12 protein-coding genes and 1 pseudogene are annotated in these 12,919 nt (G+C 46.8%); 9 read left to right on the plus strand and 4 right to left on the minus strand.

The genetic code is table 11. From position 1 onward, the window contains the following. Positions 1-439 precede the first annotated feature (439 nt). From TJ79_RS03890 to TJ79_RS03935, 9 genes are all read left to right on the plus strand, one after another. Positions 440-856 (plus strand): Hsp20/alpha crystallin family protein, encoded by a 417-nt coding sequence (locus TJ79_RS03890; protein WP_162162906.1) that lies wholly within the window; start codon positions 440-442, stop codon positions 854-856. Positions 857-1,071: 215 nt separating this feature from the next. Next, on the plus strand, positions 1,072-1,527 hold the full coding sequence (gerPC, locus tag TJ79_RS25675; RefSeq protein ID WP_081756683.1) for a spore germination protein GerPC: 456 nt from the start codon (positions 1,072-1,074) through the stop codon (positions 1,525-1,527). A gap of 58 nt (positions 1,528-1,585) precedes the next feature. Further along, a complete protein-coding gene (locus TJ79_RS03905) occupies positions 1,586-1,885 on the plus strand; it encodes a hypothetical protein (protein WP_238322768.1) in 300 nt (99 codons plus the stop codon). Positions 1,886-2,177: 292 nt separating this feature from the next. Next, complete coding sequence (locus TJ79_RS25680; RefSeq protein ID WP_238322784.1) at positions 2,178-2,660, plus strand: hypothetical protein; 483 nt, start codon at positions 2,178-2,180, stop codon at positions 2,658-2,660. Between the two features lie 187 nt (positions 2,661-2,847). Then, positions 2,848-5,955, plus strand: a complete 3,108-nt coding sequence (locus TJ79_RS03915; protein ID WP_040948981.1) for an efflux RND transporter permease subunit — start codon at positions 2,848-2,850, stop codon at positions 5,953-5,955. A gap of 59 nt (positions 5,956-6,014) precedes the next feature. Next, a complete protein-coding gene (locus TJ79_RS03920; RefSeq protein ID WP_052339236.1) occupies positions 6,015-7,325 on the plus strand; it encodes a VTT domain-containing protein in 1,311 nt (436 codons plus the stop codon). Between the two features lie 39 nt (positions 7,326-7,364). Next, entirely contained in the window at positions 7,365-7,916 is a 552-nt protein-coding gene (locus tag TJ79_RS03925) for an RNA polymerase sigma factor (RefSeq protein WP_040948982.1), read from the plus strand. Beyond that, positions 7,913-8,401 carry an anti-sigma factor family protein gene (locus TJ79_RS03930; protein WP_040948983.1) on the plus strand — a complete coding sequence of 163 codons (489 nt, stop codon included), beginning with the start codon at positions 7,913-7,915 and terminating at the stop codon, positions 8,399-8,401. The genes TJ79_RS03925 and TJ79_RS03930 overlap by 4 nt, the downstream gene beginning before the upstream one ends. A 39-nt stretch (positions 8,402-8,440) precedes the next feature. Beyond that, positions 8,441-9,253 carry a hypothetical protein gene (locus TJ79_RS03935; protein WP_040948984.1) on the plus strand — a complete coding sequence of 271 codons (813 nt, stop codon included), beginning with the start codon at positions 8,441-8,443 and terminating at the stop codon, positions 9,251-9,253. Positions 9,254-9,331: 78 nt separating this feature from the next. Here TJ79_RS03935 and TJ79_RS03940 read toward each other — a convergent pair whose 3' ends face one another. The 4 genes and pseudogenes from TJ79_RS03940 to TJ79_RS03950 all read right to left on the minus strand — a co-directional run bounded on the left by TJ79_RS03940 (position 9,332) and on the right by TJ79_RS03950 (position 12,815). Beyond that, positions 9,332-9,982, minus strand: a complete 651-nt coding sequence (locus TJ79_RS03940) for a L,D-transpeptidase family protein (protein WP_238322781.1) — start codon at positions 9,980-9,982, stop codon at positions 9,332-9,334. Positions 9,983-10,116: 134 nt separating this feature from the next. Next, positions 10,117-10,260: pseudogene (locus TJ79_RS27920) on the minus strand (SDR family oxidoreductase); the annotation flags it as partial. 36 nt (positions 10,261-10,296) lie between these two features. Next, positions 10,297-11,967 carry a thiamine pyrophosphate-binding protein gene (locus TJ79_RS03945; RefSeq protein ID WP_238322770.1) on the minus strand — a complete coding sequence of 557 codons (1,671 nt, stop codon included), beginning with the start codon at positions 11,965-11,967 and terminating at the stop codon, positions 10,297-10,299. Between the two features lie 167 nt (positions 11,968-12,134). Then, positions 12,135-12,815 (minus strand): SDR family NAD(P)-dependent oxidoreductase, encoded by a 681-nt coding sequence (locus TJ79_RS03950; RefSeq protein ID WP_040948985.1) that lies wholly within the window; start codon positions 12,813-12,815, stop codon positions 12,135-12,137. Positions 12,816-12,919 lie beyond the last annotated feature (104 nt).

Here is a 12,919-nt window from a genome sequence, read left to right on the forward strand (position 1 = left end):
GATAAGTACTGCAACGATTGTGGCGCGCCTCTTGAGAATCGCTGCTCAGATGAACCCGGTATCCTGAAAAAAGGGTGCAGGTTCGTAAATCCTCCAGATGCCGCTTATTGCGCCAAATGCGGAGAGCCTACGATGTTTCATCTCCATGGGCTCATTTCCCCAAACTACGAAAATGCGAACAGACCACTTTTCAGTAAGGTGAGCAGTTGGCAGCAAACCGTTAACAAAGATATGTTCGGACATCATTCCCAATAAACAAACTGGCGGTGGGGAGGGTGATGATCATCCCCATGCCGCGGATGAGCAAAATCGGACAAGCTGCCGGATTTGTGAGGTGAATCATTTTTTTACTCGTACATATACATGAATTAGGCATGAAGCGATCATTAAGGCGCGGTGATGGATGATGGGGGAAAGAGACAGAGAGCGGCAGAATGGGATGAAGGATTTGAGCGCCTTCCAAAAGCAAGCCAGTGAAGTGCTCGGAGAAGAGTTTTGGCAGGACATCAGCGTTCTGATTCCTACTGCGGCGCCGCGTGTCGACATCTACCATACTCAGGCAACCGTCGTTGTTCTTGCGGAAATACCGGAACTGAAATCACCGGAGCAAATTCGCATCTATCTTGAAGGACAAACGCTCGTATTAGAAGGGGAGATCCCCTGTTTATATCCTGTTACGGAAAATCGGATTATTTTAAAAGAAAGGTTTTTCGGAAGTTTCCGACGATCTCTGACTATGCCAAAACCGGTGTCCAAAGATCAGATCAATGCCAAATATAGACAAGGTTTACTAGTCATTGAGCTGCAGATCGAAGACTCCGAACAACAAACCCAAGTTCAGATTGATTTTACTTAATTGATATCTGATCCATATGTTCAAAACAAGAGGAGGACGGAAGATGGTACGAATACACTTTTTTGACCTTCAGATTGGATCTGTTTCCAACTCCTCGGGAGTCTTTCAAGGCAGCACCAAACAATGGAATTTTAAGCATGTATCGAAAGATAATCAGGCATTCGGAACTGTAAATGGAAGGAAGGTTTTCGTATCCGATTTTCGGTCGTCTTTAGATGATATCGATCAAATTGACTCCTATTCTAAAATCAGCCGTCCCAAGATGTGATCTTATGTTTTGGAAGAAAAAAACCACTCCGACAAAAGCCGACTTGAGCAAGGAAGTAGAACGCTATTTTCAAGAGATAAACCTCCGTTTTAGCCGGGTGGAACAAACATTGGATCATTTAAAAGCGAATGCTACCCACATTACTATTGAAAATGTCCATATCCACCAACCGGTGCTGGAGAAAATGGAGTATCGTCTGGATAGTTTAGATATTGAACAGTTAAGCGGCACTCTAAATTTGGGCAACAATTTTGGTGCCAAGATAAGCTCAGATTCTCTTCAATCGTCTATAAAGAAAAACAATAATAAAGCCGTCACCACCAATCCGCAATCGATCCCTTCCGACGAATCAATGCCAGGCCTACAGAGGACACAAACCGGTTATCGGTTAACAAAAAACTGATCAACTTGCGCATAGATAGGGGGTTAAGGCTATATCTTCTTTTTTATCCCCTCAATTTGTGATTGGTTCCATCCGAATCGGCTCCATCGAGAACGCGGCCTGCCTCAATATGGGCAATAACTGGCCTACCGGCTTCGAGAGCCACCAGAAGCTTACGCAAGGTTTTGGCTCCGTAAGTGGGGATCGCAACGTGGTTTCCGGCATTCGCTCGCTTTTGAACGATTCTGATTTCTTGGATATGCTCAATCTTTCCAATTCCGATGCGCCTGAATGGCTGCAAAAATTGATCGGATCCGAAAATTCACCCCCGATCGTAACAGGGGAACCTGACATCGGCGAGATGCCGAAGGATACCTGATCTGTCAGCCATCTCTAGTCAAAGAAAAGAAGTTCCTGGAGATATCCCGGAGCTTCTTTTTCATTATCGTCTAGTGTTTCCTAGTGATAGGATAGCACCCATTTTGCTAGAGTAAAGGCGAAAATACATGCCGTAGAAGAAAAAAATACATAATCTGAAATGTTATCATTATTGTTTGCTTGTAATCCTCAGTTAATCGGAGGGAGGTGTTGTTATGGCTTCCAAGCACGTTCAAAGGACAACGGGAATCACGCTTCAGGAAGCAAGCCGGTATATCGGGCAGCCGGTTTGCATGGTGCTGAAAGATGGGAGCTATTATGTGGGAACGGTTACCGGTATTGATAAAGGCCAGTTGTTTCTTACGGGTAAAAAAGGAAGAGGAAGATTTTCCAATGTTATCCGTAACAAGGATACAGCCAACGTCTCCGGATTTATGCAATCGTTATTAGGCGGCGGTGGAGGGTTCAATCCTCTTGGGGGAAGTCTCGGTGGAGGCCTCGGTGGAGGTCTAGGAGGAGGTCTTGGGGGAGGCCTCGGTGGTTTGTTCAATCCTATGGGATCAAATCCCGGCGGATCGTTCAATTCTCCTGGCTTATTTCCAGGTGGCGGAACCCTTAATCCGTTCTCAGCTGGGAATGCTGGTGTCGGGCAACCTGGAGCAGGGCTAGGAGGCGGCGGCTTCTTTGGAATGGCTCAAAAAATGTTGCCAACAATCGGCTTTGGGCTTCAAATGGCAAAAATGATCATGCCGTTGATGGGTGCATTCAAAATTTAGCGTGGAATGAAACGATTCGATGAGGCATTATCAGCGAGCATTTCCTTACAGGACATGCTCGCGGTAATGCCTTTTTTCTTTAACGCAGGGCGATACCGATAATTTCTATAAAAAAATTTTTATGCTAACGAACAATCGAAGCTTTGGAGAAGTCCTTTAAGATAGATCAACCGAAAGGGGCTTCTCTATGAACAAACTCATTCAGTCCGTTATGCAGCGGTCAGTCATAATACTGATCTTTGTCATTCTTATCATCGCATGGGGAGGGGCCGCTGCTTTTCAAATGCAGCGCGACTACATGCCTGGAATTACCAATACCACGCTTATGGTTTCCTTGCGTGCCTCATCTTATCAAGCGAATCAGGTACAAACCGATCTCACTTCCAAGCTGAACGACGCACTCAAAAGTGTAGACGGTTTATCGAATATCGAAACGACATCGTATGATGGCGGCTTACTCATGAACTTGTATTTCCCCATGAACTACAACATGAAGAAAGCCGAGAGCGACACCAAGCAAGCGCTCGCCTCGGCGGCACTGCCTGACGGTGTCAACACACCATCGGTGACGCATCTGACCACGAGCTCGTTTCCCATTCTAAGTTACAGCCTTACGGCCGCTAACAAGAAGATCGACGATTTGACATTGCGTTCCGCAATTCAGACCAGCATCGTCAAACAGCTGAAGTCCGTGCCCGGCGTAGCGGCCGTAAATACAACCGGTGGAGCCAATAATGGTTATGTCATTACGGTCCGAATGAAAGACCTGCTAAAGAGCGGTATGACCATAGATGATTTTAATCAATCGGTCACGGCATCGCTTCCGAACTGGTCGCAAGGGAATATCGCGAATATCCGGGCATCGATTCCGGTGCAGGTCAAAAGTTGGGATGCGAGCGACGAGGAGCTCGGAAACCTAACAATTAAGAATAAGAAAGGTGATGTCGTTCCACTATCCGCTGTTGCGGATATCTCGCATTCATTGACGGACGTGAAGACCGTATCGAGAACGAATGGCGAAGCTAGTGTACTGATCGACGTCATCAAGACACCATCCACAAATATTACCGATGTAGCCAAAGTTGTTAAAGCGCGTGTTGCCGATCTACCTTCCGTTCAAAACGGTGATGTCTCGATGAGATTGACGTTGGATCGCGCCCACGATTTGAACGATTCTCTAATGGGTCTAGTTCGGGAAGGCTTGCTTGGCTGCTTATTCTCGATGCTGTGCGTGCTATTCTTCTTCCGTAACCTCCGGTCGACGCTTATTATCGCGATTTCGCTCCCGATCTCACTGCTCGCGACTACGGCTATCCTCAAATCGATGGGAATAACGCTTAATATTTTGACTGTCTCCGGTTTAATCGTCGCGATGGGGCGGATCGTGGATGACGCGATCGTCATCTTGGACAATATGTATCGGAGAACCCAGGAACACAAGGAAGAGCCAGCGCTTCGGGTTTTATCGTCTGCGGTGGTCGAGATGCTGCCTGCGATATTCGCATCGACCGCCACGACCGTCGCGGTGTATATTCCTATCGCCATGGTGGGCGGGATCGTCGGGGCATCCTATTCCGGTTTCGCATGGTCCGTCGTCATCGCGATTGGCGTCTCCTTCTTCACCGCAATGATCGTGATCCCTTCGCTTGCCTTCCTAGGATGGAAGGGGGGCAGCACCAAAACGGTTACTTTAGAGCCGGCCATGCGGCCTATTCTTCAAGCTTCGCTAAAGCATAAGAAGACGGTCATCGGGATCACGTTAGCGTTATTGGTTTGTGCGGCTGCACTCGGCTCCCAATTGCCGTTCAGTTTGCTTCCTAGTACGACGTCCGGTGAAGTGGCTGTGAAGGTTGAAATGCCGAAAGGGAGCACGCTTGCGGAAGTTGATGATCAGGTGAAGCACGTCGAGGACGTATTGCATCAAAATAAAAACGTTTCTTCCTACTCGGCGAACTTCGGCACGACTTTTACGCCGCAAGCGGATGACGTTTTCGACCAAGGCGGCGGGTTTATTCAACAGCCTAATGTGGCTAATCTATCGCTTACACTCGTGGATAAGAAGCATCTGAATTCGTTTATTCAATCGCTGCAGAACTCGCTCGACCCGATCGCTGGGAAATCGGTGATTACCGTATCCAACCAAAGCATCGCCGGCGACGATTCGCAAATGAAGATCATGTTGACTGGCGCCGATCAAACCACGCTTGAGACTGCCGCGCAAACGATCCGAACCCAATTGGCAAAGATCGATGGCCTTAGCGTGAACGGTAAAGCGGATTTAACCAATGGCGCGGTGAAGTATGCCATTACACTCAAACAAGATCAAATCGCCAAATATGGCATCAAGATGGAAGACCTGAATAAAGTTATCTCGCGGTATATGGCCAAGGGTAAGGACTTCGACATCCCGACGTCGAAAGGTATCATTCCGGTCGACGTTTATCTGGATCCCATCGCGACGGGAAGCGGTGCGAAAGCGGAAGATACGGCGCAGGTGCTTTCAGCTTTGGCGGCCGAGACGTTTACCTCCAAGGATGGCCAGCCCGTCCGCATGGATCAATTGGCAGTTATTCAGCCTAACGATGCCGCGTCGTCGATTCAAGAACGCGACGGTAAGCCCTTCGCGGTTGTGACCACGCAAATTGTGGCCAGCAATATGAGCAAGGTATCTAACGAAGTCACCTCCATGTTAGCTCATATCGAGCTGCCGCAGGGGGTAACCTATTCCTTGGGCGGCATCTCGCAGCAGGTTACTCAAATGGTCGAAGAAATGGTCATTGCCGTAGCCGTATCGATTCTACTCGTGCTGCTGATCATCAGCTTCGTTTTCAAGGGATTAAAGGCGCCGATGGCTGTACTGGTCAGTATTCCGCTGGCGCTAATCGGGGTTGTGCTCTCGTTATACCTAATCCATGGTCAATGGAATTTGGCCGCGCTTGTCGGTGTTCTCATGTTGACAGGGATCGTCGTAACAAATGGCATCGTGCTGATCGATAAAATTGAGCGGAACCGCAGAGAAGGCATGGAGATGAGGGAGGCTGTGTTGCACGGCAGCTTGTCCCGTGTTCGCCCGATCTTCATGACGGCGGGAACAACCGTCCTGACCTTGATCCCGCTGGCCTTCTCCCACGGAGGAGACTCTGTCGTTTCGCAAACGCTCGGAATCGTCGTGATTGGAGGGATGGTGACTTCGACCTTGAACAGTTTCCTCGTCATCCCGATTCTGTACGAGTGGATGCAGGGTAGAAAAACGAAAGCCTCCAGTTCCAACTATAAAAAGGTGACGTCCGCATAAAGGTTCGCGGTAACCCTTGCATACGCAAGGGTTACTGCCTCATCGAGAGGAGGGGAGTTATGAATTTTATCAACGATTGGATGACTCACCTGTTAGTAATGTACGGCTATTGGGTCCTTTTCTTCGCACCATTTTTAGAAATGATGGCGTTACCGCTCCCCGGAGAATTGATTATGACCTATTCTGGCCTCATCGTTTATGAAGGACAAATAAATTGGTTATTTAGCATACTTGTTGCTGGAACGGCAGTTTCCTTAGGAATGACGGCATCCTATGCCATCGGGTATCGGCTTGGCCATCCTTTTTTTGAAAAATACGGTGCTCGGTTTCACTTCGGTCCCGATAAACTGAACAGCGTATCGAAATGGTTCGACCGATATGGCAACAAGATGCTGATTTTTGCTTACTTCATTCCGGGTGTTCGCCATCTGACCGGCTATTTCTCCGGTACGACGCGTGTGCCATTTCGGAAATACGCAGCTTACGCATATCCCGGAGCATTCTTCTGGGTATTTACCTTCATCACATTAGGCAAATTGATCGGACCAGAATGGAAACAGTATCATTCGATCATCAATCAGTACATGATTATATTCGGTTTATTGACCGCCATCGCCTATTTGCTTTTCACCATGATCCGTAAATATTTTTCACAAATTCAAACGCGAGTGGTATTCTTGTTGCAGAAAGCTGTGCACCATTACCAGTCAATAGGTAAAATCCAACTTTTGATTTTGTCTGCTGGTCTTTTGTTCATCGTCTTTTTTTCCTTTATGATCGGGCTCATTCAAGACTTCTTGGACCACGAATTTACTCATTTCGACGAAGTGGCCAGCTATGTCATCGGGCGAATGTTTACTCCCGATTGGATGCTAACGATAAATCATCTTTCCGTGTTCAGTTCTTATCCTTTTCTTTTGCTGCCAATGCTTGCAACAGCGGTTTGGATCGGATTTCTTGGCAAAAACCGCATACTCGAGCTTGTGTTCTTCATCGCTGTGATAGTAGGGGGCGAGGGGCTGGATGAAGGATTGCGATCATTGTTTCATCGTATGGGTCCTAGTGGCAGCCAACTAACCTTCCCAAGTGAGCAAATATTCATGGCTTTCACGGTTTATGGCTTTTCCGTCTTTTTGATGTTTCGTCATCACAGGGAAAAGCGATATCAACTGGCTGCGACGCTTGTCTTCATTGCCTTTTGCCTCTTTATAGGAGTCAATACGATTTACAGGGGAATCAATTATCCAAGCGATGTTGCGGCGGGGTTTGTTTTCGGCGGATTATGGATTACGCTTAACGTGGCGGTACTTGAGATTTTCCGGTTGATTCGAAGCAAACGTTTATGGCCGAGAACCAAGCTTGCCATATAACCCCCATCGATATTATCGTCACTTAGGGGCTGATCATGGTTGGATGAAGAGCTTAACCGAATCATTCGGGAGGCTAAACAAGGCAACAAAGATGCCTTTGCACCACTCGTTCATCGATTTAAGGATCACGTATATCGGTATGCGTTCGGAATGTTGGGGGATCGAATGGAAGCGGAGGACTTATCGCAAGAAGCCTTCATGAAGTGCTATGCTTCATTGCCCCAACTTGAGAGCGAATTTTCATTCGTCTCGTGGCTCAATCGAATTGTCTCCAATCTGTGCGTGGATCGATTAAAAAAACGAAACAAAGAAACCACGAAGACTACAAGCCAAGATGCATTAGGCGATATGGAGATTAAGAGTGCACGAGAGCAGCATAGAGTCGACAGCTTAAAACAAACGATTGACGAAGCGATGGAGCTGCTATCTCCGGATCATCGGAAAATCATATTGTTGCATGATGTGCAGGGATTTCGTTACGAAGAGATCGCTGAAATCCTGGAGATCCCTTTAGGAACGGTGAAGTCTAGGCTCAATGCGGCTCGGCTCGCTCTCAGGCTTGTAATGAGAAGAGGTGAAGACAAAGTATGATGGATCACCCCACAGAATGGTTATCCGCCTACATGGATGATGAAATGGAATTGGAACAACGGCAGAAGATGGATCGCCATTTAGCCGAGTGTGCGTCATGCAGAGCTTTGCTGTCCGATCTGATGGACATGCAGAGTCAAGTTGCACAATTTTATCATCAAGTGAAAGCGCCGGATACGTTGGAAATGAACATCATGAAGGCGCTTGAAAAAGAATCGGCAGCATCGTGGATTACGAAGACAAGTACAGCCATTATTCCGATCATGGGAATTATCTTCCTGAGTGTAATCATTTTCCGCTTCGGTTCCATCTGGCTGAAACTATTCTCTGTCTTATTCAAGTTTACGGTTACGGCAGCTTACGTCATTTCACATATCGCTTCATCCGTTCCGACCGTCTGGGTGTCAGCATTGATAATGGCTGTCTGCCTCACCTTGATCTCCGGATTATCACTCAGACACATTTTGCGAAGCTCCGCACAGTAAAGGAGAGGGACTACTCTGCGAAAAATACATTGGTTTTCGTTGCTTCTCATCATAGGTCTGACTGTCTTCCCAACATCAACACATGCTGCAAGTATATTCGAGCATCAGAATACGACCATTCCAATTAGCCAAACCGTGGAAGACGTCGTCGTGATCGGAGGGAATACCAACGTTGCGGGGACGGTCAATAACTCCGTCGTAGTCGTTAACGGAGACGTCCACGTACAATCAAGTGCCCATATCAAGGGTGTCATTGTAGTCATAGGCGGACAATTGGAGCAAGAAGAAGGTGCGGATGTCACGAATGACGTGGTATCTATTTCCTTCGACGACGCAACCGTGAATAGTTTGCTTATAGGTTCGGGGCTCATTTTTGGTATTGGCGCTCTAAAACTTGCATCAAGTTTAATCATGATTATATTACCCGTGTTGATGGTTGCATTCGGTAAAAAGAGAACAGCTGCATGGGTGGAGCGATATCAGGTTGCGCCACGTGGTAAATCATTCTCCATGGGTTTTTTTACTGGACTATTGCTCTTTGCCATTAGTGTGTTGCTTTTGCTCACGATCGTCGGCATCCCTTTTATCTTGATTCCAGCACTGTTTATCTTCGTAGCCCTTGCCTTAGGATTAACGGTTGTCAGTAAAGTCATCGGCGAACAAATACGGGGGACAGGGGATAAGCCGGAATGGGTTAGAGTGGGAGCAGGGGCATTCATCTTAGTATCCGCGATCAACATTCCATTCATTGGACTGTTTATCTTCATGGCGTTGATTCTGTTTTCCCTAGGGATTACAACTACTTGGATGGTATCGTTGCTCCGCAGAAGGAGAAAGAGTACGAACATCTAAAACAAATAGATCAGGCACCTGTTTTCTCAGGTGTCTTTTTTATTTCCATTTTTCTCGTCGTAGAGGGTTGACCGTTCATTATTCCAATAATCCTAATTTCTCATACACTTTCGCCGAAACTACGCCGTTCGGCACCATGTGGTGATCCCGTTGAAATCGTTTCAAAGCTGCCGTTGTGCTTCCGCGGAATTTACCGTTACAGGTTCCTTTGAAGTAACCGGCACTCTTCAAGCGGGATTGAATCAACTGTACTTCTGCCCCGACGTCACCCTCCGCCAGATCCCTTGGTTCTCGATTCGGGTCTCCTAATACGTGTCCATGAATAATGACGGTTGTACCAACTGGAATCATTTCAAATAAGTCAATTACGTCTCGATTGCGCATACGAATGCAACCGTGGCTCAAATGCTGGCCGATGGAGTACGGTTTATTGGTATCATGAATGCCGTAAGTGCCCCAAGGGACGTTTAAACCAAGCCAACGCGGACCAAAGGAAGATGACCAATCTTTCCCTTTATATACAATTTGATATTCTCCAACAGGGGTTGGTGTATTTGAATTGCCAACGGCAATGGGATATGTTTTGAATATTTGTCCTTGCGCTCGTACCACCATGAGATGACGCTGAGGATATATTTCGATGGTGTAAATCCCCGGGGCAGCGATAATTGGCAGGGGCTCGTCGGCGTTAGAAGGGGAGTGATCAAATCCTGCAGTTAACAGACTCAATAAAGCTACTGTAATGAAACGCAGTAGAATGTTAGGAATGTTTTGCACGATTGTCTCCGCTCCTGAATAGTTTTTCAGACATATGATACTGGTAATATCCGCGATGGAAATTCAATCTTCATTGATTGATTATCTTAGCCGTTCATAATGACTCCGCCGGTGACATGGACAAACTGACCGGAAACGTAAGAGGAATCGTCCGACGCCAGAAATACATAAGCAGGCGCGATTCGGTGTTGTGATGGGTATGGAGGGACAGGCTGCATGACCGGCTGTGTTTGATAGGGATGCTGCGTTGTTGTCGTTGCCATCGATTAACCCCCTTTTACGATCATTTTGAAATCAGGATGTGGAATGTTGGCAGTCAGAACGTCCAATAAAACTGGCTTATTCGCAGATAGCGATTGCTGTAAAGCTGCTTCCAATTGTTCGAGAGTTTCAATTCGAAACGAGTTCCATCCACAAGCTTCCGCAACTTTGGCGAAGTCTGGATTGGTCAGCTTCGTCCCTTCGGGCTGCAGTCCTTTCATGAACATTTTATCTCGTTCCATCTGCAGTGCGCCGTTGTTGAATACGATAACGGTGATCTGTAGGTTATACCTCACGGCAGTAAGCAGGTCGGCCATCACCATTTCTAAGCCTCCATCGCCTGTAATACAAACAACTTGTTTTTCAGGTGAGATTAGCTTTGCTGCGAGTGCAGCAGGTAAACCGAATCCCATCGTCAGCCAACGTTCGGAGAGCAGGACATGTTGGCGTTTTGCCTGGAAGTTTCTTAGAAACCAGTGCATTGAATCGCCTACATCCAAGGTAATGACAGTATCTTCGGCAATCTGTTGTTCGATGGCCTTTATAATGCTTGCCGGATGCAAGGGAGATGAGATTTGATTTCTCTCGCTTTCATTTTGCGCGAACCAGGCTTGCTGGCATTGCTTGATCTGCTGAATCCAATCCGGATTGGGCACGTGCTGTTTCAGTCCAGACAATAATTTCGCAACGATACTTGCCGAATCTCCAACCAATCCAGCATCCATCGAAACGGAAACCTCAAGCTCCATGGGGTCATTTGCGATTTGAACAACCCGCGCTTTTAGGGGCACCAAATCCTCCGGCCACCAAGCTGTATCAATCGTTAAAACGGTATCCGCATGTTTGAACAGTTCTCCAACAAAAGGATTTCCGCCCTCCCCGAGTCCATCTAACATATAGGGATGCGAATTCGATACGATTCCTTTTGCACCGTAGCTCATGACAATGCCACATCCCCATGCTTCAGCTAACGCTTGAAGAGTCTCCGCTTGTATTCGAACGCGGCTGCCTACCAACATGACAGGTTGCTTGGCCGCTTGTATGATCTGCAAAGCTTGTTCAAATTGGGGTGAATCTACAAAAGGGGTGGACAGAGGGAGTTTCTCAAACGGCTTCATCATTGTAGGGAGGGCAAAAACATCCGTAGGGACGGACAAGTGCGAAACGGTTTTTTGTAAAACGGACGTTCGCATGGCCTGCGCAAGGGACTTCAATATTGCGTCCGGATGGGCGATTAGCTCACTATAAGACGAAATGGCTTTCACCATTTGCTGTTGATTTATGAATTGTTTATAGCTCGTGCCGATTTTATCGAGCGGCGCTTGACCGGAAATCGCTAGAACAGGGGCTTTGTCCAGAAAGGCATCACCCAAACCGTTTAAAAGATTGGCTAAACCGGGGCCCATTTGTGCGGCGCAAACCCCTAGACGGCCGGTTAATTTCGCCTCCGCCGAAGCCATCATGGCTGCAACGGACTCATGCTTAACAGCAATGAATGTAATTTGCTCTTGTTTTGCAAGTGCGTCCATCAAGCCGAAGATAGCATCCCCTACGACTCCATATATCCGGGTTACTCCCCAAAGCTGGAGCTGTTCAACAATCGCTTCCGCTACGGTGACGAAACGAGGCGATGGGGGTGGTACAAGCGGAGATTTGGCGGTCATTGTCTTTACCATTGCTGCACTCCTCGCTAAGATCAATTTCCCTTGTAGTATGTTCATCTAGTATTTGGAATAGTCCCACAACAGAAAGGAAATAATGGAATCGATCAAATTGCATAGGGAAGCCCTTCATCCTTTGATAGGACGAAGGGCTTCTTAATGATCATTTTATCAATTCATCATCAATTTGACAGTTTAGTTGGATTCATCTCTTGCGGGAATGTTTCTTCGAATCGATTCTTACTCTCGTATAAGTCATACCAAGCTTCCGCAATGAGATCGGGATCACCTACCGTACCCGCCTGAATGGTGGTTCCAATGCAGAGATGGCCGACAAAAATACCTTTATCCTTTAACTCGTTGTGTAGGTTAGTCGCATAATTGCGAAGCCCCGACATAACGATTCCGACATTCCCGCCAAAAGGTAGAGGGTACATCGCAGTTAAGCCAGTAGTAAACAGAATTGCCCCTGATCCATTGTTCATCATGTCCGGCAATACTTCGTTGACCGAGAGAATAGCTGGCAGCAAATGGCCATTCACTTGTTCCAATACATTTGCAGGAGTTGTTTCTAGTACATGTCTGAATATTTCCAGTCCTGCATAGGGGCTAAATTCTAATACATCGATACGACCAAAATCTTGTTTAACATCATTTAACGCTTGTTTCAGAGCAGTCAAATCTCTGATATCCGCAACATAAGACTTTGCTTCAATATTATGTTTGTTTAGTTCATTCACGATAAAGGCCAACTTCTCCGGGTTGCGCGCAACGGCAGCTACCCTGAAGCCATTTTTCCCGAATTTTTTCGCAAGGGACAATCCTAATCCAGGACCCGCACCAATAATTGCAATAGTTTTCATCTTTCTCAAACTCCTTATAAGTGATATATTAAACAAACATATGTTGCTTTAATAAAAATACAATGAATCTCTAAGCAGAACAACCAACAATGAGGGTGAGAATG

This window comes from Gorillibacterium massiliense (assembly GCF_000455485.1).
Classification (GTDB): Bacteria; Bacillota; Bacilli; order Paenibacillales; family NBRC-103111; genus Gorillibacterium; species Gorillibacterium massiliense.